The following is an 18,421-nucleotide window of genomic DNA, read 5'->3' as shown; positions in this document are numbered from 1 at the left end:
GAAAATCGCCAGCAGTGTTTCGTAAAAACGCAGGAAGTTTTGGTATCCGCTGGTCATGAATATATTACCGGATCGAGAGAAATGGAAAACAGTATCCATAAATCCGGTGCCTTAACAGAAATTTTAAACATCCCAAATACAACAGCAATGGTGGCCACTAATTTGAAAATGATCCGCAAGTCGGGCAGGTTTTCACTTCCATCAGCCCTTGGCCCAGGCGGTAAGTGAAATCACTCAACAGGGTTGTATATAGACGATAAGAATGTATATCCAGTTTAGGAATATTTGTACCAGGACAATACCCAGTATTGCAATCAGCATAAGCTCCGCGCCGGTTAAAATGTTACCGGTATCTCTCAAATAAAAAGGCAAAATAATGAGAAACGACACCAGGTAAAGCATGCCTAAAAATAAGCCTGCATCTTTGATTTTGAAGGCCAACCTTGGTACAATAAGTTCTTCTTGGTTCAAAAACATCACTCCTTGTGTAGAAATTGACTTGGGTTGAAGCCCAAGTCTTCGCCTATAAAATAAGAAAAACCGGCCCTTTACCGGTTTGACTTTTACAAGGTATTGTTATATTATCTTATTAAGCAGGGAATATTGGTAATATGGCAGGTATGCCTCGTCTGTCGGGGTTTCATTTTAGGCCCTTGAAGTTGTTGCCGCAACTTCAAGGGCCTTCAATTACTTCCGCCGGTCCGTTATTAGGACGACGAGGGTGAGAAAAAGGATAAGCGTTGTGATAATCTGTATAACGTCTGAAACTGCGATCATTGCTAGCCTCACCCCCTTTCGAGTTGTCTTAACCCCGGCAGGTGAGGCCCATATTCCAATATTCCCTTATCCAATTATACCACATATATCTTCATTTTTCTGCAATATCAGATCATCTGAGAAGAAGGCTGATGTAGAAAACTTGGCGAAACAACCTAAGATGCGGAGGCATCTTTCCACGCTGGGGGCCAAACTTGAACAAGGACATCGAATCCTCTCTCTGGTTGTTCATATAATACGGCCAGCAGTGGCACTCCGGGATATTCTTCTCTTATTTTTTTCAGGCTTTGCAAGGAAGTGGGGTGATCCACAATGATGTAATCAGGGTGTGCCTGGCAATCCTCCGTTACAGCGTCTAAATCAAACTGAACAACCTGAAGCCCCTTTGTTTTTAAAACATCTACAAGTCGCCTCAATAAAGTAGTCTTACCTGCCCCAACTGGGCCATAAATGGCGACACTAATATTTTCATTGAGAGCTTTTTTCAGCATTTTGGTAACCAGATTGTGCATTGAGCGATCGCGAATTTGGACAAATACCGGAACCATAAAACATTACCCTCCATTTCAGATTTTAAATAAGAGGTGATCGACATGTTGCAACTCGAAACATACTATCCGATAATCTTTGAGCACATTGCTTTAATACCAGAATTTCTTGAAATATTACGCACAAATTCGCAACGACTGGATGGATTATTAGATATTACTGTCTCAGGTCCAGATGCGAAAACTCACAGTTACGTCGCTTTATTAAAAAAGCCAAAATTGCCACTTGAAACACATATAGCCGGCTTTCGCGTTGCATACATTTTGCCGGAAATGGGAATCACAAGCTTTGATCCAACCTACAAAGGAACAGGTAAAAGGATTAAAGAAACTATCGCATCAGTTGCAATCCTTTCCAATATTAAACCTATAGCTATAGAATCATCCGTTTGTTCTTCAAAACCTTTTGCAGACTATAACGAATATTTGAAATGGTGGAAATTAATAGTAAGTGATATCCAACCAAAACTAAATAACAGGTAATTCGTTGAACCAGTGTGCGGACTACCATTCCCGCACGCGAGCGGGTCGGTCTGGCCGAGCAGTTGGCCGGTGTTGGTGTCCACCGCTGACACCGGACCGCATATATCCTCATTTTTCTGCAAAATCAGATCATCTTGATCGTATAGTAGAGCAAAACCCCGGACGCTATTACTGCCGCAATTCCTGTTGCAAGATTTATAAAGAATTTCATAAAACTTTTTGCTGCTCCCGTCCAGCAAGCCACAGCTTTTGTCATTTCATAGCCCGCTATGACCAAAACCGAAGCGGCAACTAAACGACCGTATTCCGTCGCAAGTGGCGCTCCAGCAGGCAGTTCAGCCAATTTCGCATACAAAAAGGCGCAGTGGGCAGAAACAAAAAATACCCCTAGCAATAACCCACGGTATGCGATGGATATAAGATTAAGATTGGGCCAGGCAACAGTTTTTCTTGATAGTACAGCAAAAGCTACTTGCAGCATATAGATGAAACTACCAATAAACACAAAAGGAATCGACACTAATTCACCCCCTATCTGTAACAGAGTTTATCCATGCCCGCAGGGCTTTTTCCGACGTGCCCGGCACAATAAAACCCCCGTCTCCCGAGGGCTGCATATTTCGTACATGTGAACACTTGTGTACTGGGATACCATATTTTCTCAGGTCATATTCCAGAAGACTGACTTTATCTAAGTCCGGGTGTATTATTGCAACATCTGGTTTATTATATTTTAGCCAGTTAATCGCTTCGTCCACATTGGAAAAAGGGTCAAAAATAAAGCCCTGTACGTCGGGTATATCCTCAAAACCAACCGTTAAAACTCGCAAGCCGTTTTTTATGGGTAGCGAAATAACGGTATTGATAAGGGCGGTGATTCCCTTTTTATCCCTGGTATCCTTGACCTGCAAGCAAGGTAATGTAAAAGCGCTCTCAATGGCCTTTATGTCGCCGGCTCCATATAGGAACATAATTTCCCTGCAGCTTGCTCTTGGCCGCCCGGGCCACCGGGACAGCGCCTGCTGTAGTAGCGGCGGGTCGCTTCTTACAACCCAGATCACAAGGCTTGACCACTTTGATATGTAGTTAAACCACCATGCCTCTGGATTTGAGCCAGCGTTAAGCAACAGATAATCGGAGCCTGTTCCCGCTTCAACCAACACTGTTTTGAGGTTATCTTCGTTAATGTTTTCATTATGGTAACCGGGATTAAGGGAATACAGCACAATCCCTGAAGGGAGCACAACCGGCGGGTCACCGCGACGCCAATCGTTTTCCAGGGCATCATGTCCCATCCTGAAGGCGAGTCCGCATTTTAATATATCACAATCAACAACAGCTACTTTCCCCTTCTTTACAAGGGTATTTGCAAGTATAGACACAAGTGTCGAGGTCCCGCCGGAAACCCAGGGGGCGCTGACGGTAATAATTTTCGCGTTAACCGGCGGTCGGGTTGGAGCTGTTATACATTTGGTATCCGGGTTTTCTTGTAACGGTTTGGGTTGTGGAAGATCCGGCTGTATACGCGGCTCACTTTCTACCGTTAAATGGCTTGTTGTTTCTTCGTATGGACATATTTCATAGTGAATGCCGCTGCCTGGATTATCAATCTCGGATTTTTTAGGGGATATATTCATTTCAAGCTTTTTTAGCGCATTATTAAAGAGGTTTATCTTTTTTAGTCGCTGAACAAGCGGTTTATGTTCTTCTTTGTTAATTTTTACCTGTTCTTCCTTTGTATCCGGCTCCACTCCCGCCTCGGCTAAAGTGGCCGGTTTTTCAATTCTGTGGACCACCACAGCCGGGCTGACCGGGTCCCACACCAGATCGTACACGCCAAGGGCGACCGACCGCCTGGCCAGTTTCAGCGCCGTCTCGTTTTCACGGCGCCCGGGGAGTAGCACCACCCGCAGGCCGGAGAGGCGCAGTTTTTTCACGACCTCCAGTATTTCACCGTCACCGGGCAGTTGCGGAGAAAGTACAACCACGTCCGCCCCGCGTTCCTCTGCCAGCCCCCAAAGCCCTTCACGGTAATAACACTCGCCCACAACTTCAATGTCACGCAGGGCGAGCTTGTTTGAAATCTCCTTGTCGAGTTCTTCAATGCCCGTGGCTGTCAGTACACGCAGATAAACCACCTCACCAAAGATTCATTAAGCTGGCGCAGATCAGCGCCAGGTTGATCAATATGCACAGCATAACCACGCAATCCCACTGCCCGATCTCAAGTTTTTTGGGTGTAATGCTCATAATGCGCCACCGGCCTTCTGTGAAAAATAACGTGCTGCCAGGTAAAAAAACCACAGTGATGATGTGAAAACAGTAAACCAGGCGGGGATTTCCAAGGCGTTATACCAAATGTCCAGTTTTAGTCTTTTGGTTAATTTATCAACCGCCTTTTGGGTTTTTACTCTGGACTTCAATTTTTCCAGCGCGAAAAGAGACGCCTTAACTTCGCTACTAAAAATCTCATAACAGCCCAGCAAGAAGAAAACACAGGCGCAGATGGTGAATAAGAAAGCATGTATTGTTGGCTGATTAGTTAATCCAAGGCAAACCGGAACCAAAAACAAAACTGGTATAACCGGCAATAGTAGAGCGCGGTACCGGAACAAAAAATCCGGGCCGTAATAAGCGTGGCCTATTTCATGGCCGGCCTGAAAGAGCGGCCACAGGGTGCGCGTTTCCGGCAAATAAGTTAATATTATTTCCTTTTTTTTGTAGTGGCATAACCCCTTCACGCTTTGGGGGTCGTAAACCACTTCATAGCCGCATTTTGTTTCTCGAAGCAATTCCTGAACAAATTCTCCACAGGTGAAATCTTCCTCACTGTTATAACTGTTTTCCGGGTTTTTACACATCCTTCTTACCACGACCCGAAACACCGGCCTTCTTTGTGTTTGATTTTTCCAGCGCGGACTTTAACTTCGTAACAAATGCAAAAAATGTAGTCTTAAGCGGTGAATAAGAACTGGTTTCTCGAATCATTTCCCGAATAAATCCATCATAATTTAAATCTTCTTTTTTGTGCATCTTTCTTACCCATCCCCTTATGACATCTTTGTATTTAAAACAAAAAGAATATTTGTTATGGTGAACAAGATGGCCGTCCTCGCCAAACCAGGTAGCGCGGGCCAGTACATACCGGCAGTCCTTTCATACACGTAAAAACAGATTGCCAGTAACAGCAAGGCATTGTTTGCTATCAGTAGCAGCGTTTGTATCGCCATCGCTATCCCTCCATATGGAAAATGGGTCATAAAGGATAAAGATTCGGCAACGCCCGGGAAAGACTGAGCAAGTGCCCCTGACGCCAGCACCCCCGCCGGTAGATAGTACGGAAAGAAGGCGAGTTGAAATTGAACACTTCGGTGGCCGGCGCCTGTAAGAGCCATACCTTGGTTTTCGGGTGCTCCGGGCTAATAACCACCTCGGATTCGACGGTAAACACGTTCTGATAACGAAACAAACCGGTTTTTATTCGTTTTTTCATTGTTGACACGCGGTACTCGACACCAGGCATAATCTGAACAAATTGCCCCGAGGTATCTTTACCGACATCAAGCCAGGTACTTTGAAATCCGACAGGATCAAACTTCATTAATCCATGCTCAATATGGACCTGCAAGTATGCAATTGTCCCCTGAAATTTGCGGTTTCCAACAGAATAGGAAAAGCGGAACCGACCTGGCGCTCCTTCCGGATGTAATAGCGACATGGTATCTCTTTGAAGGCAATATACAAAGGCTTCCAAACTTTCTACCCCGGCCCTTTTCGCCAGACACACCCGGTGTTTCCCTTCGCTCACCCAGTACCGGTCCCCGTATTTTGTAAGGCGGATGGGATCGTTCTTTATAAACGGCGTGCGCCCCTGCCCGAATTCTTCCCAGAATCTCCGGCAGGGGCTGTAGCTGAGGCAGATTTCCAGCATTTTGGGATTTGAGGCACTGCCGCTCAGCGCTTCGAGAAGTTCTTCCTCGATATTCCAGTAAGCGTTTTGCATCCGGGGTAGCTTTCCGACATTTCCTTGATCGCGTCCCTGATTCCACTTCCCCAGCGCCCGCCGATAGGGCGAAGTATGAAAAAACCGGGCACAGTGCCCGGTATCAAGGTTGCACGACCAGCAGCGGGTCAATCCAGTGATCGCCGGCCAGGTCCTTCACCCCGAAATGCAGGTGCGGACCCGTGGAAACACCCGTGCTGCCAACCAGGCCCACCTGCTGCCCCGGCTGGACAGTTTGACCCGCTTCAACATCTATACGGCTCAGGTGGGCATACAGGTAAAGGTGCTGGCCGTCCCGAACGGTTACGCAGTTTCCGTAGCCCCCGTTCACGCCCGCCAGGGTAACTACGCCCGCCGAAACCGAGAGCACCGGTGTGCCCGTTGGTGCCGGTATGTCTATGCCTTCGTGGAATGTCTTCTCGCCCGTAACCGGATGAATACGCCAGCCGAAGGGTGATGATATGGCGGTATAACCTGGCAGCGGCCAGGTGCCACCGGCGTTTTGGAACCCGTCCGCCAATTCCCATATTTTTGAGGCGTACTCCGCCCGGCACCATTCCTCCGGCGAGTCGTAGGGCTTATCCGGCGGCACTTCTATAAACCCGCCGTATCCGGTCAGCCCGGGCAGGGTCTGCTCCTTCCAGTCGCCCTCCCAGTCCACGCTGCCGAAGTAACCTTTTAGCATGTAGGCCCCCACCAGCACCTGCGCCCGGGGGTTATCCCGGTCCATGACGGGGTCGAAGCCCAGCACGGGTGCGTAGTGGTTCCAGTTGCCGGGGGACACCTGCATCAACCCATAACAGCCCGGTTCTGTGTTTTCGGCCTGCGGGTTGAAGGAGCTTTCCTTGAAGGTCACCGCCGCCAGAAACCACCAGGGAATACCAAACCGTTCCTCGGCTTCTTTGAAAAAAGGCACCAGTTCCGGCGGGACCATGGCCGACGAAACGAAGGCGCCGTAGTCGTACCTTCCCAGGAGCCATTCAAGCCACTCCTGCCGCGCGTCGAATCCCCTTGTCGCCTCCCACAGCCACGTCCGGGCCAGCTCGATGTCCTCGCTGTCGTCCTTGAGCTCGTATTCGGTTTTCATCCAGTCTTTCAAACGCTGCCACTTGTCGGGCAGGATCTGGCGCACGTCTTTTAATTTTTCGTAGGTGACGGTATAGGAATCCTCCCCCTCGCCGTGGGTTTCGGTCACCCATTCGTAGTGGTACTCGTAATGGCCCTGGATGGTGTACGCCTCCACCAGCAGGTAAACGGTATTCGTTTCGCACCCGCCCTTGCCGCAGACAATCTCTACCGATTCCTTGTAGTAAAAGTACGGGTGCAGGTCTTTCGCGGTTTTTTCCCTTTGCGTGTCCGGGATTTCCGGTTTGCCCATGGCGTAGTTCCAGAACAGGCACGCCCCGTGCAGCTGGCCCCAGGTCACCCGCAGTTCGTAATCGTTGCGGTACCGGTCCACCATCTGGCCGATCCACCGCCCCCGGCCCGGGTAAAAGGGGCTGTCCGGCGACGGCTCGTGATTGTTCCCTCCGGGCGTGGACGGGTTGCCGGGGTTGACCAGCCAGGTGTCCTTGACGTTGTATTCAGCGGATAGCTGTTCGTACTGCCGTATAATTTCGGCGTCCTCCGGGGACGGTTTCACGCCGGTCATGTAGCTGCCCGGTGCCATGGACGAGTACGTGGCGGCGATCAATACCGCGACCAAAAAAAAGACGAGAAAGAAAGGGATCAGCAGTGCCAGGTAGGGCAGCTGCGCGATCAGTATTTTTTTCAAACCGGCCTTGATGATTTTTTTGGCCGCTTTCCCGGCGGCCCGCTTTAGCTTATCATCCAGTTATCCCACCCCCTCAATGAAAAAGCGGGCCGGTTGGTTTTTCCGGCCCGCTTGTTTCATCTGCCGCCGAACCTGTACCCGTCCAGGTTTGATCCGGTGAGTTTTTGTGCCACGATGGGCGTGGAGTTGGGCGAGACGGCGTCCACCACCGATGCGGCCGCCGCTTTGAAAGTAGCCGTGGCAGCCCCGCCGAAACCGCCCTGGTGGGTGCCGGTGCCTTCCCGCAAGGTCTGAATCGCGGCGCCGGGCAGGTTGCGCACGGTGTCCAGCGCGCCGTCGCTGTTTTCTCTGGCCCGCCGGTAGGAGTGGTAGGCCATCCCGCCAGCCGTACCGGCAACCTGGGCCGCCATGCCCGCGCCTTTCGATACGGCCTGCAGCACCCGGGGGCCGCCGGGTATTACGGCGGCCCCCGCCGCTCCCAAGGTGTGGACGACGCCCTGGGTCACGTTTCGCGCCATCCTGCCGTAGTTCATGGAATTAACCAGCGCGATGCCAGGCACCGGCTGACTGCCGCCCGGCATCGCGCCTGTCCCCGGCGTCGTGGAAGTTCCACCAGTAGCGGTTGATTGTGACCCAGAAGGAATAATAACCCCACCCGAGGAAGTCGTCCAGCCGGAGGGTGGCGTGCCGGTTTGGCCAAAAGATGTCCCGGTGCCGGGTGACGGCCCTGCACTACCATGCGGGACCGGCACGCCTTGCAGGTTGATGGGGGAACCACCGCCCGGCGCGCCGCCCGCCGGGTTGTTGCCAGGGGCGCCGCTGATGGACGGCCTGCTCACAGTAGCGGAGGCCAACCTGCCCAGCCCGGCCACGCCGCCCATCCCGAACATGCCGAGGACCCTGCCCGCTATGCCTTCCTCATCTATACCGGCCCACCTGGTCCAAAGCCCCTGCAGGCTGTTGCGCAGCACACCGCCCAGAGAGATGAGCATGTAAGCGGCCAGTATTTTCTTGGGCCAGTTACCGTCGTCGCCTGCGATGAACACTACCACCACCACGGCGGCCAGGGCGTATGCCGAGTGGAGGAACGTGTTTGTCAGAAGCTCGCCCAGCCAGACCGCGGCGGCAGTGACGTTTTTGTTCATCACCCACAGTAGGGCCATCACCGGCGTAAACACGTACATGACCGACACCACGATGTCCCGCATCCAGAAGATAATGTTAAGCCAGAATCCCGCCCAGGCGAAGATTATTTTGACCAGCGCAGTGCCGATTACGGAGCCGGTTATCAGGCCATTCAGCCAGTCGTTGGACAGCAGTTTTTCTATGTCCCCGGTTATCCCGCCCGCGTCTGCAATGGCTTCCACCAGGGCGTTGTTTAATACGTACATCACCCTTACCACCAGCGGCGCAGAGGCGATGATGAGGATGGCAAACAGCATCCGCCAGATTTGGGATACGGCCTCCGCCCTGGCCTCCGGGCTTTTGGAAATCCCGGCGTTTATGAACCTGCCCGCCGTGGCCAGAATCGCGACCAGGTACAGCGCGAAACCGACGCCCGCCATGTTCCCGTAAAGGGCGTCCAGTTTCCGCCAGTGGTCGGCTGGAAACGGGGCCGGGTACGAGAGGTCGTAGGCGTTTCCGTCCACCTTTAGGAGCAGCTGGCCAACGGGCTTGAAACCGAATTTCCCGGCCAGCGCCGAAAACATTTCGTACAGGTTGTTGAATACGGCGGCTATCGCCTGTTCAAAGAAGCCGCCCTCGTCCTTGAGGGGTTCCCCGTCCGTGCCGGCGTTGTTGTCGGCGGCCAGCACCGGCGCGGCGGCCAGGGCGAACGCGGCCAGCGCCACCAGCAACAGTAATAGTATGCGCCTACACCGCATCGCGCACCACCCGGTCCCCTTCCAGCCGCCAGCGACCCCGCTCGCCGGCGCCCGAAAAGCGGCGTCCCGGCGGCTGAAGTTCGCGGCGGCGCAGGTATTCTTCCTCGGCGAGCACGCCCCACTCCGTGACGAGGTACCTTGCCCGCAGGCCGTCGCCCCGTTCCTTCAGATGGGCGTCGACCTGGTAGCCCAGGGGTTCCCTTTCCTCGTGCAGGCGCTTGTATTCGCTGTGGATGTCGTGCCACTCGATGATCTTTATGCCGATGTGCACGATCAGGAGAACCAAACCCGTAACAAGGGCGAACAGGAATTCCAGGGCCGCCAGCATGCCCAGCGCCGCGCCGCTGGCCAGCGCCTCGTCCTCGGTGGCGCAGGCGTTCCACGGTTCCACGTAGCGGTCGTAGTACGGGTCGTACACCAGGTTGCAGTCGTAATCGTGCCGGTAGATCATAGCGCGTTCACCTCCCCGCCGGTGCGAACGTATGGCGCTTCATAGGGCAGCTCGGTCACCTGCATTTCCGCCATACTCTGGTGCATGGTCAGAATACACCGGCCCTCGCTGAACGACTGGAGCCTTTCCTCTATCCCGGCCGGGAGGTTGAACGCCCTGGCCACTTCGACGGCCACAGTCGGGTTCTGACCCAGCAGTACCCTGGTGGCGCAGTTGGAGATGACCGCCCGGCCTTCCTCACGGTTTAGGAATTCCTCGATGTGCTGGCTGGCCACCACCAGCCCGGTGTGGTGTTTCCTGCCCCGGCGGGCCAGCGTTTCCAGGAACTTCGCGGATTCGGGCCATTTGGCGAACATCCAGGCTTCGTCCACCACCACCATTTTGTTGCCCTCGTGGCACAGGGCGAATTTGTGCCAGGCCCAGCTCAGTACCACAAACATGGCGTACAGCTTGGTAAACTCGTCCTTGACGCCCGAGAAGTCGAAGGTGACCACCTGTGTATCCAGGTCAACCGTTGTTTCACAGTCGAACATGCCCAGGGAGTTTTCCCGGAGGAACGGTTTTAAAATAACACATAGGTTTTCGGTGCCGTTTTTGGCCGACAGCTTCGCGTGCAGGTCGGACAGCGTGGGCATGCGCTTCTTCACGTTGCCAACCGCGTAACCCCCGCCGTCGATTTTTTTGCCGCCCGGCTCGTACAGGCTGGCCGGGTCGGCGGTGATGCCCTTTTCGGCGTACAGCTCGCGCACTGCTTCCTCCAGCAGCGCCGTTTCCACGGGGTCCAGGGCGCGTCCGGCGTAGCCCCGCACGGCGGTCGATACCAGCGCCCGGATGTCGGCCACTTTGTCGGAAATGTTCACCCTTTCTATGCGTGTTTCTTCGTCATATTCCGGTTCCAGCTCCAGCGGGTTCATGCCCGCCGGGGTGCCCGGCTCCACGGTGATGGTCCTGCCGTCGTACAGGTGCCGGTTCGTTTTCCGGTACTCGCCCTCCAGGTCGAAGATGATGAACCAGACGCCCAGCATGACGAGCCGCCCGATGAGCAGTTTCAGCGTTACGCTTTTCCCCGCGCCGGTGTAGCCGAAGACGGCCATGTGCGGGTTGGGGAGCCAGGGCGGGCCGATGAAGGGGTCGATGAAAACCGGGCTATTGGCCGGTATGGTGAACCCCAAAAAAGCGCCCCGGGGGTGAGACAGGACGGCGCTGGTCACCGGGAGCACGGTGGCCGTGCCGCCCAGGGTCAGGTTCCTGAAGGTGCCGCTGCCGTATATGCTCAGGTTCCCGGCGGGCAGCACGCTTTTCAGCGCGTCCAGCTGCCGGAAGGTGAGCGGCCTGATTTCCGCCGCGCGCCGGGCCATTACGCTGTCCAGCTTGTCGCACCGGGCGCCCAGGTCGTCCTCGTCGGTGCCGTGCACGTTAATCAGCAGGGTGGCGTGGAACATCCTGTCCCGGTTGGCCTGGATGGCCTCCCGGATGATCTGCAGGTCCCTGATCACGCCTTCCAGTTCGGGCAGGCGCGTTTCACTGCCCCGTCTCTTTTCCACGATCCACTGCGACTTGGCCGAAACGATTTCGTCGGTCAGCTTGGTGGTGACTTTCCGGTCCGGTATGGGACGGACGTGCAGGGACAGGTCGATGTTCCCGATGGAGAATATTTCGTCCAGCCAGCCCACGTGGGTGTCGCGCGGCCATTTGGAGACGGTGAACACCCGGCATAGCTTGGAGGAACCGAGGTAAATGGAGTCCCGTTCTTCCTCGAGGCCATCCGGGATGAACAGGTCCTGCACTGACGGCACGCCGTCATCCAGCGAGAACAGCTCTTGTTTCTCCCGGTTCTTCTCCGGTTTCTTTCCTTGTTTCTTCTTGAATATTATTGGCAAGTACCCCCTTTCCGGTCAGGCAGAGGTCGAGCACCCCCGCTTCAATGTAGTCCGAGGGGTGCGCGTACCCGCCGCGGTTGAGCATATGATGCAGAAGGTCCACGATTTCTTCGCTGGACAGCGCCGTGGCGGTAACTTTCGCCCGGGACAGCGACCCGGCCAGCACGGCGGCCCGGTGTTCCAGCACGCCCCGGGCCTTGGCGTAAGGCATTCCCTCACAGCCGACAATGGCGTATGAGCGCTTGACCAGGATGGCCCGCTGGGACATGAGCGTTTCCAGGTAGGACAGCAGCACGTCGGCGTAGGCCCGCCTGACGCCGGATGTTTCCCTGGCGATACTGTTATACAACTCCGCCTGGGGCGTCCGGGTGTCGATCCCCTCGGTGGTGCAGAGAAACTGCACGGGGAAGTCGATACCCTGGCACGTGGCCATCAGCGCGTTTTCGATCACCTGCTGTTCCCCTTCGGATAAAAGGTCGAAGTTGACCGGGGCCAGGCGCAGGATCATGCGGTAGCGCGAGCGGGTGAGGTGCAGCACCCCGTCCCGGACGTCCTTGATTTCCCACAGGTCGCGCAGGGAGGGGCCGCCTTTTTTGCGCCTGGTTTCCCGTTCCCGCGCGGGCTGGCCGGGCTTGTTGTTTTTCTGCCAGGGGCCTTGCTCGGCACGCCGGTCGGCCATTCGCAGTAAAAACGGCACCGATGCGGCGACGGCGATGGCCAACACAAAGAAGATTATGCCTATGACGATAACTCATCCCCCCAATCGTACCTGCGGCGCCGGGTACGCCACGCAAGCCACCTGTACAGGTACTCGTCGGCGCCCATGCCGTCCAGCGAAAAAAAGCTCAGGAAGATGCCCAGGACCAGCCATATTATAGCCACCGGCAACGCCAGCGCCCAGAGCACGTGAATGACCCTTAAAAGAACGAGAAAAAAGACGGCGCAAACGCCGCCTCCAAGCAGGTAGACCATCTGCCGCAGGGACAGCACCCCGCCGATCAGTTTTTCTTCCCCGGTGAGGTCCATGGGGATCGGGAACATGCGCATGTGTTTCAGCTCCCGAACACGGAATTGCCAATACCCAAAAAGACACCGGCGAAAAACAGCGCGCCACCGAGGATGATACCGCCGATGGCGATGTACAATAGACCACTCATAACCCTGGCCCTGTCCTCGGCTTTACCCCGGGCCATGATTAGCTCTATCGCGCCCACACAGACGGCCAGGAACAGCAGCGAGCCGCCAACGGGCATGCCGACGTTCTGGACCAGCTGTACGATTTTACCTGACAGTTCTGACGGGTCTTTGGCCTGCACTTGTTCTGCGAAGGCGGGTGACGCCATAAGTGTAAGCGTGGCGCCCGTTGCGGCACTGATTAACTTGCTAACGTAAGGACGCATATGTGTTTTATTCCTCCTTCATTGTGTCGCGTATTGTGCCAGTCCATTGATCAAGCCCACCACGTAAGGCGCTCCGTAAAAAAGCAGTAGGCCAAAGCCGATACACATGATGGAACCCAGCACTCTCTGGAACAGTTTCATGCCGCTGAATAATACCAGCAGCACGGCCACCCCCGTCACGGCCAGCATGATCTTCGCCACGGCGTCCGTGATGGGCGCGGCGGTGCGATACGCCCCGTCCATCAGTTTGTCTATTTTCTGTGCGAACTGGTCCGGGCTCACCGCCTGGATTCCGGTTGTCTCCGCGCCCGGGACCTGCTGGTTGGCCAAAACGGGTGTCGCGAAAACCAGCATTAAGGCGACCAGCAGGAGGATGATTCTACTTAGGAGTGACCTCGGCACCTCCACCAACTCCTTCTTTATTCAGTCTATCCGCAGTTTTGTAGGCGTCGTAGATGTTGTATATACCGCTGCAACACCAGGATTTTTCAAAAAGCAATCACTCCTTTTGTTTGTAATGCGGCCTGGTTCAATGAATAAATTACACCCCCTTTTCATATTTTTAAAGCCGCCATTAAAAAAAAGACCGGCGCAAGGCCGGTCAAATAAGAGAGGGATTTGTTGGTTATGTGAAGGTAATTCTGGTACCGGCCAGCCAAGAGCACAATACAAGCAGGGCTGGAAATATGACAAAGCGTTCCAAAAATCCTCCGGTCTGCATCAGCGGCAGGCCGAAGTGCTTATCCAGCGGCCACAGCCAGGGCACGCCCTGGGGGTTTAAACTGTCCGCGACCAGGTGGGAGATGTAGCCTATTACAAACAACGGGATCAGGTGGTTGTATACATATGCCTGCGGGTGCCAAAAACGCAGCAAAAAGGCCGCCAGCGCGGTGATGAAAACGGCCCCCATGAGCGAATGCAACGCTCCGCGGTGGCCTATGGTTAATTTGATCAACCGCGGGATTACCGGAATCATCCTCCCGGCCCATGAGTTTGGGTCATCCAGGTCAGGCAGGAGGGCCGCAATTCCGGCAACGCCCGCCGTTAATATAACTACCCTGGGGGATGTGCTCCCGGTTACAACGAGACCGGCGACGGCCCCGGTTAAAAAATGCGTGCGCCAGAGCATAATGCACCTTCTTTCTTTTGTTAATTTATTCCCATGCCAGCTTTTCCACCGCGTACTCCAAGTCCTGCGCCGACGGCCTGGTATACCTGGCCGTTGTATTTAAGTTACTATGCCCCATTAATGCGGCTACCCGGTCCAGGCTTTCGCCGGCATCTACGAGCATTTTTCCAAAGGTGTGCCTAAGCATATGCGGGGTAACATCCAGCCCTGCCAACCGCCCGTATTTTGTCAAAATATTTTCCGCGGCTCTGGTTGAGATATGACCACCCCGGCGACTAGGAAATAACCACTCCCCTTTCGTTTCGCCTATATACCCATCCAATACCCGGCGAACCGTTATATTCAACGGCACCTCCCGGTACTTATCCCCTTTGCCTTGCCGGACCCGGACCAAACCGGAACGTTCACGAAGGACGATATCTCCCTGCCGTAATGACACTGCTTCGGATATCCGTAAACCGGTATGTATAAGAAGCATAACCAGCGCGATGTCTCTGCTTTTCCCATACTTTTGAACGGCCCTGATTAAAGCCCCCAGTTCCCTCCGACCAAGCCACCGTGGGGCATTTTTTTGCTCCCGCATCCTCTTGATCCCGGCTACCGGGTTGGTTTGTACATTCCCTTCAGCGTTTGCCCAGGCAAAAAAGCAGTTCAATACATCAAGGGCGTGGTTAACAGTAGCGGGCTTTTTACCTTTTTGGTTCAAATACCTTCGGTAATCGGCCACGTCCAGGGGTGTTATAGCAGCTACGTCAAACTCCCCGTAAACCTGCTCTATCCACTTGGTAAACCGGTTCAGTGTTGTTATGTATGTACGTATAGTGCGTCGGGACAATCCTCGACCTTGCAGGTAAGATTTAAATTTGTCTTGAACATCCAATTTGGTTTCCTCCCACAATTTCCTTATACGAAGTAAAAATACCCCTTTAAGAGGGGTACTTTGGCATGCTTATGTGTAAATTTATAGGTGTTTACTTCGCATAAGGACTCTTATAAGATTATAAGTCTTTTTAAGATATTTCTATCAAAGAAATCTCAAAGCTCTTTGGTGGAATAGGTAAATTAGAGATAATTAATTCCATTTCTTTACGACGAGATGAACTAGAAAGTGTATAATCTATATAAATTTGCCACCGACCTGGTGCTTTTTTATATAAAGATTTTATTTTATCATGATTGTCATAACTAACTAACCAAGGAGTATTTGTTGATAGTAAGCGTTTTGCTAGCATTTGGTGATCCTGATAGTTGTACCAATATCTATATAAATCTTTTCCCTTTTTATAGTATGGTGGATCCGCATATATAAAACATTGTTTTTGTCCTAATAATTTTTTACTTTTCTTTAAAAATTGTACCGCATCACTTAAAATAATTGTTACACAATTATGTAGTTCAGATAGCTTATTAATTTTCTTAATTAATTTATTTTTATTAAAGCGACAATCTATTTTATAATTTGAGGATTGGCTTCTTCCACCTATAGGACCTGCATTTAGGATTCCAGAAAAGGTTGTCCTGTTAAAAAATAATCCGGCCAACCCAAGATTAATGATCTGCTGATAATTAACTTGATTTTCATGCTGAATATCAATTTTTTTATAATCCTGAAAATTATCCCATGTTTCTAGTGTAACAGGTAGTTTATCGATACGGTCTATTAAATCGTATGTATATTGAAAAACACATTTCCAGAAACAAAAAATTAAAGGATCTCTCTCTACTAATATTGCTTCACTTATCGTCCCCCTTCTTAATAACTCGAGAGAAACAATAGCACTACCGGCATAAGGTTCGATAAATATACAACCTTCCAGGTAATTTTCTTTAAGCAATTCATCTATATAGTCTACTAAAAATGCTTTGCTGCCTGGGTAACGTAACGGGCTAATATCAGAGTAGGGTATTGGCATTTTAAAACCTCCATAGATGTAATTGTTATCTAATGTCAATAAAGTTTAAATCATCTATATATAATTTCCATAAGCTTTTGAAAATTATCCCATATTATTATTAGATCCCTTGGGTTAGGCTGATAGTTAATTCTATGCACATAATCATGGAAATTGGTAATGGATAATATGGTTGGAGCCTGTGAATTGTTAGATGTTAAAACTCTTAATGCATTAGCGTCTCTTTGTTGCAAAAAACCTTTTTGAACTAAATCATCTAGAACAGTACTAAATTTGCTAGCGAGATTTGATCGAGGACTTGTTATATTGTTTGATTGCAAATATTCTTCAATTGTTAGATCAAAAAACACTCTAAATGTAATTGCTACGGAGTTTGTAAAACTAATGATATTTAATCGTTGTAGATCAGTGTATATATTATGAAGCTTTGGTAATTGAATGTTCAATCTGCATGTTGCAGGGATTAAAACATGACGGGAATAAGTAGGATTTGATGGGCGAGCCTGGGCGGTTCCTCCAGTTGTAGCTGGTTGAGTTTGTGAACCCGTCGCACCACTTTGAGTATTGTTTGAACCGGTTGTACCCACCGAACCGCTTTGAGCGGTTGTACCGGTTGTGCCACCCTGATTGGGATTTGTGTTTGACTGATTTGAAGAACCACCTGTCGTTGCATGGGTATTTGATTGATTTTGTTGATTGCCTGTATCATTTGATTGTTCAGATGTAGATGATTGGTGAGCTGCATTTACTATAGCTTCAAGGCCAGGTACGTTTCTCCAATTTTTAGTGCGAGTATCTATTTTTTCGTTATGGTTATCTGTAATAAAAGCACAATACATTATTCGTTGAATAATCTGATTAAAAACCTTTTGACCTAATGAAGACACTGGTGTATACGTTTCGTCGTATGATAAGCCAAAGGCAGCAGCAGCTCCTTGTGTTCTAAAAATCCTTAAGTATTTATCAGCTTCCAAATCAAACAGATTTAGTTTATTCTGTTTCTGTTCAGATGTCCAATAAGGGAGGTTTAATGCACAGGTTAATAGTTTATATTCCTTTATACCTTGTTTTACTTTACCAACTGGAGTTTGAGTGGAAGAAGCTATATTCTGGACTGTTTGCCCAGATTCAAAACGGTCAACAAAAAATTTAAATTTTGCGATTGGGCTCCATAATTCAACACTTTGAACATGACGAGATGCAATAAACCTTTCTGCTTCTTCTTTAGTGCTTACTACATCTACCTCTATATTATTTATATTATTGATGGTAGTTTGGTTTGCAACAGGAAACACCGACTGATAACCTTCTGGAATAAGATCTCGATTTAACAACAATTTACAGGCACAAGTACGTCTATTACCTTCCAAAACAGTGTAGGTGTCGTCATCGTTTTTTAATACGACTATACGTTCTCCTATGTATAAACCTCCGTTGATAACTATGCTTTCAGCCAATTTGGCTACTTTGCTATACTTTAACAGATAAATAATAGCACCAGCTTCATCTATTTGAGCATCTAAAAATCTTGGATTAGATGTATCAAGTTTTAGGATAAGAGGAGAAACAATTTCGCTAGGCATTTAATCAGTCCTTTCCAACAATAGAAATTATAATATTCTAATTCATTACAAAATCTTCTATTTCCTTTAATATAACATCTTTTTTTGCTTTTAAATGCCATTTTACGAGTTAATTTCCCTTACCACTTTTATATTACGCCACTGGTCAAATAGCGCACGGGCGTAAGGTAAACTGGTGCATACATTATATAACCATTCCGGGTCCTGCCGGCATCAGGTCAATTAGTTTTCTGGCTAAAAAATGTTTCCCGACTATCCATGCCACCGGCGAACGTATTTGCATTTGCCAGGTACCCATTTTCCTCACCCCTCTTAACTCTAACTCCTATCTGCCAATTTCCAAGTGGTTTAGTTCATCGTTAGATGGTTCCACCCAAATATCTGTTAATCCCATAGCCCATGCTCTCTTACAACACCATTTCAATATTTTGATATGGCCCATAACAGGACGCGGATTTTATGGAGAATATTTTCTTTTTAAAGCACGGTAATCAATAATAAGCCGAAAGTTTATTTTTTGAGGTTTAAAAAGATATGAAAAACACAATAATGTATTCCATAACAGAACCCATAAGTAATAATACTTTACTTTTCTAC

Annotated in this window: 23 protein-coding genes; 3 read left to right on the top strand and 20 right to left on the bottom strand. The window is 50.7% G+C overall.

The window, feature by feature from the left end; all coding sequences use genetic code 11:
- The first annotated feature begins 39 nt into the window (after nt 1-39).
- On the top strand, nt 40-228 hold the full coding sequence (locus H569_RS0115505) for a hypothetical protein (protein WP_027365740.1): 189 nt from the start codon (nt 40-42) through the stop codon (nt 226-228).
- 6 nt (nt 229-234) lie between these two features.
- On the opposite strand, the gene H569_RS0115500 is transcribed toward H569_RS0115505, so the two are convergent.
- Complete coding sequence (locus H569_RS0115500; protein ID WP_027365739.1) at nt 235-471, bottom strand: hypothetical protein; 237 nt, start codon at nt 469-471, stop codon at nt 235-237.
- 461 nt (nt 472-932) lie between these two features.
- The gene (locus tag H569_RS0115495; protein WP_027365738.1) at nt 933-1,325 is read right to left on the bottom strand and encodes a Rab family GTPase; all 393 of its coding nucleotides are present in this window, start codon (nt 1,323-1,325) and stop codon (nt 933-935) included.
- A gap of 45 nt (nt 1,326-1,370) precedes the next feature.
- On the opposite strand from H569_RS0115495, the gene H569_RS0115490 reads away from it, so the two are divergent.
- Nucleotides 1,371-1,808: a hypothetical protein gene (locus H569_RS0115490; protein WP_027365737.1), complete on the top strand. Its 438-nt coding sequence runs from the start codon at nt 1,371-1,373 to the stop codon at nt 1,806-1,808.
- A 124-nt stretch (nt 1,809-1,932) separates the two neighbouring features.
- On the opposite strand, the gene H569_RS0115485 is transcribed toward H569_RS0115490, so the two are convergent.
- The 8 genes from H569_RS0115485 to H569_RS0115445 all read right to left on the bottom strand — a co-directional run bounded on the left by H569_RS0115485 (nt 1,933) and on the right by H569_RS0115445 (nt 8,976).
- Nucleotides 1,933-2,328, bottom strand: a complete 396-nt coding sequence (locus tag H569_RS0115485) for a hypothetical protein (protein ID WP_027365736.1) — start codon at nt 2,326-2,328, stop codon at nt 1,933-1,935.
- Nucleotides 2,329-2,332: 4 nt separating this feature from the next.
- The gene (locus tag H569_RS0115480) at nt 2,333-3,946 is read right to left on the bottom strand and encodes an ANTAR domain-containing protein (protein ID WP_027365735.1); all 1,614 of its coding nucleotides are present in this window, start codon (nt 3,944-3,946) and stop codon (nt 2,333-2,335) included.
- A 108-nt stretch (nt 3,947-4,054) separates the two neighbouring features.
- Nucleotides 4,055-4,681 carry a hypothetical protein gene (locus tag H569_RS0115470; protein ID WP_169726480.1) on the bottom strand — a complete coding sequence of 209 codons (627 nt, stop codon included), beginning with the start codon at nt 4,679-4,681 and terminating at the stop codon, nt 4,055-4,057.
- Nucleotides 4,662-4,841, bottom strand: coding sequence for a hypothetical protein (locus H569_RS0115465; protein WP_027365733.1), 180 nt, complete (start codon nt 4,839-4,841; stop codon nt 4,662-4,664). Before H569_RS0115465 ends, H569_RS0115470 begins: the two co-directional genes overlap by 20 nt.
- A gap of 17 nt (nt 4,842-4,858) precedes the next feature.
- Entirely contained in the window at nt 4,859-5,038 is a 180-nt protein-coding gene (locus H569_RS0115460) for a hypothetical protein (protein ID WP_027365732.1), read from the bottom strand.
- Between the two features lie 26 nt (nt 5,039-5,064).
- Entirely contained in the window at nt 5,065-5,943 is an 879-nt protein-coding gene (locus H569_RS0115455; RefSeq protein ID WP_157833557.1) for a hypothetical protein, read from the bottom strand.
- Nucleotides 5,915-7,585, bottom strand: a complete 1,671-nt coding sequence (locus H569_RS0115450; protein WP_238492579.1) for a M23 family metallopeptidase — start codon at nt 7,583-7,585, stop codon at nt 5,915-5,917. The genes H569_RS0115455 and H569_RS0115450 overlap by 29 nt, the downstream gene beginning before the upstream one ends.
- A 116-nt stretch (nt 7,586-7,701) precedes the next feature.
- A complete protein-coding gene (locus H569_RS0115445) occupies nt 7,702-8,976 on the bottom strand; it encodes a hypothetical protein (protein ID WP_157833556.1) in 1,275 nt (424 codons plus the stop codon).
- Nucleotides 8,977-9,004: 28 nt separating this feature from the next.
- Here H569_RS0115445 and H569_RS22615 point away from each other — a divergent pair, with 28 nt between their 5' ends.
- Complete coding sequence (locus H569_RS22615; RefSeq protein WP_157833555.1) at nt 9,005-9,160, top strand: hypothetical protein; 156 nt, start codon at nt 9,005-9,007, stop codon at nt 9,158-9,160.
- Nucleotides 9,161-9,457: 297 nt separating this feature from the next.
- On the opposite strand, the gene H569_RS0115440 is transcribed toward H569_RS22615, so the two are convergent.
- The 10 genes from H569_RS0115440 to H569_RS0115395 form a co-directional block, all read right to left on the bottom strand.
- Nucleotides 9,458-9,919, bottom strand: coding sequence for a hypothetical protein (locus H569_RS0115440; RefSeq protein ID WP_027365728.1), 462 nt, complete (start codon nt 9,917-9,919; stop codon nt 9,458-9,460).
- A complete protein-coding gene (locus H569_RS0115435) occupies nt 9,916-11,799 on the bottom strand; it encodes a VirB4 family type IV secretion system protein (RefSeq protein ID WP_157833554.1) in 1,884 nt (627 codons plus the stop codon). Before H569_RS0115435 ends, H569_RS0115440 begins: the two co-directional genes overlap by 4 nt.
- Complete coding sequence (locus H569_RS0115430) at nt 11,720-12,307, bottom strand: hypothetical protein (RefSeq protein ID WP_157833553.1); 588 nt, start codon at nt 12,305-12,307, stop codon at nt 11,720-11,722. The genes H569_RS0115435 and H569_RS0115430 overlap by 80 nt, the downstream gene beginning before the upstream one ends.
- A 230-nt stretch (nt 12,308-12,537) precedes the next feature.
- On the bottom strand, nt 12,538-12,846 hold the full coding sequence (locus H569_RS20600) for a PrgI family protein (protein ID WP_034630935.1): 309 nt from the start codon (nt 12,844-12,846) through the stop codon (nt 12,538-12,540).
- A gap of 5 nt (nt 12,847-12,851) precedes the next feature.
- Nucleotides 12,852-13,199: a TrbC/VirB2 family protein gene (locus tag H569_RS0115420; protein ID WP_027365725.1), complete on the bottom strand. Its 348-nt coding sequence runs from the start codon at nt 13,197-13,199 to the stop codon at nt 12,852-12,854.
- A gap of 18 nt (nt 13,200-13,217) precedes the next feature.
- Nucleotides 13,218-13,601, bottom strand: a complete 384-nt coding sequence (locus H569_RS0115415) for a hypothetical protein (protein WP_157833552.1) — start codon at nt 13,599-13,601, stop codon at nt 13,218-13,220.
- Between the two features lie 223 nt (nt 13,602-13,824).
- A complete protein-coding gene (locus tag H569_RS0115410; protein ID WP_027365723.1) occupies nt 13,825-14,328 on the bottom strand; it encodes a metal-dependent hydrolase in 504 nt (167 codons plus the stop codon).
- Nucleotides 14,329-14,353: 25 nt separating this feature from the next.
- The gene (locus H569_RS0115405; protein WP_034630933.1) at nt 14,354-15,208 is read right to left on the bottom strand and encodes a tyrosine-type recombinase/integrase; all 855 of its coding nucleotides are present in this window, start codon (nt 15,206-15,208) and stop codon (nt 14,354-14,356) included.
- Between the two features lie 130 nt (nt 15,209-15,338).
- Complete coding sequence (locus tag H569_RS0115400) at nt 15,339-16,241, bottom strand: DNA adenine methylase (protein ID WP_027365721.1); 903 nt, start codon at nt 16,239-16,241, stop codon at nt 15,339-15,341.
- Nucleotides 16,242-16,291: 50 nt separating this feature from the next.
- Nucleotides 16,292-17,824 carry a ParB/Srx family N-terminal domain-containing protein gene (locus H569_RS0115395; RefSeq protein WP_027365720.1) on the bottom strand — a complete coding sequence of 511 codons (1,533 nt, stop codon included), beginning with the start codon at nt 17,822-17,824 and terminating at the stop codon, nt 16,292-16,294.
- Nucleotides 17,825-18,421: the final 597 nt, after the last annotated feature.

This window comes from Desulfotruncus alcoholivorax DSM 16058 (assembly GCF_000430885.1).
Taxonomy (GTDB): domain Bacteria; phylum Bacillota; class Desulfotomaculia; order Desulfotomaculales; family Desulfallaceae; genus Desulfotruncus; species Desulfotruncus alcoholivorax.
Note: the sequence above shows the minus strand (reverse complement) of the source record. Positions and strands in the feature narration are given on the sequence as shown.

What these genes read in the sequence shown, in the direction of transcription:
- H569_RS0115495 (WP_027365738.1), bottom strand. Translation starts at nt 1,325, where the DNA reads ATGGTTCCGGTATTTGTCCAAATTCGCGATCGCTCAATGCACAATCTG.
- H569_RS0115490 (WP_027365737.1), top strand. Translation starts at nt 1,371, where the DNA reads ATGTTGCAACTCGAAACATACTATCCGATAATCTTTGAGCACATTGCT.
- H569_RS0115465 (WP_027365733.1), bottom strand. Translation starts at nt 4,841, where the DNA reads ATGCACAAAAAAGAAGATTTAAATTATGATGGATTTATTCGGGAAATG.
- H569_RS0115460 (WP_027365732.1), bottom strand. Translation starts at nt 5,038, where the DNA reads ATGGCGATACAAACGCTGCTACTGATAGCAAACAATGCCTTGCTGTTA.
- H569_RS0115445 (WP_157833556.1), bottom strand. Translation starts at nt 8,976, where the DNA reads ATGTACGTATTAAACAACGCCCTGGTGGAAGCCATTGCAGACGCGGGC.
- H569_RS22615 (WP_157833555.1), top strand. Translation starts at nt 9,005, where the DNA reads ATGATGAGGATGGCAAACAGCATCCGCCAGATTTGGGATACGGCCTCC.
- H569_RS0115440 (WP_027365728.1), bottom strand. Translation starts at nt 9,919, where the DNA reads ATGATCTACCGGCACGATTACGACTGCAACCTGGTGTACGACCCGTAC.
- H569_RS0115430 (WP_157833553.1), bottom strand. Translation starts at nt 12,307, where the DNA reads ATGATCCTGCGCCTGGCCCCGGTCAACTTCGACCTTTTATCCGAAGGG.
- H569_RS20600 (WP_034630935.1), bottom strand. Translation starts at nt 12,846, where the DNA reads ATGCGCATGTTCCCGATCCCCATGGACCTCACCGGGGAAGAAAAACTG.
- H569_RS0115420 (WP_027365725.1), bottom strand. Translation starts at nt 13,199, where the DNA reads ATGCGTCCTTACGTTAGCAAGTTAATCAGTGCCGCAACGGGCGCCACG.
- H569_RS0115410 (WP_027365723.1), bottom strand. Translation starts at nt 14,328, where the DNA reads ATGCTCTGGCGCACGCATTTTTTAACCGGGGCCGTCGCCGGTCTCGTT.
- H569_RS0115400 (WP_027365721.1), bottom strand. Translation starts at nt 16,241, where the DNA reads ATGCCAATACCCTACTCTGATATTAGCCCGTTACGTTACCCAGGCAGC.
- H569_RS0115395 (WP_027365720.1), bottom strand. Translation starts at nt 17,824, where the DNA reads ATGCCTAGCGAAATTGTTTCTCCTCTTATCCTAAAACTTGATACATCT.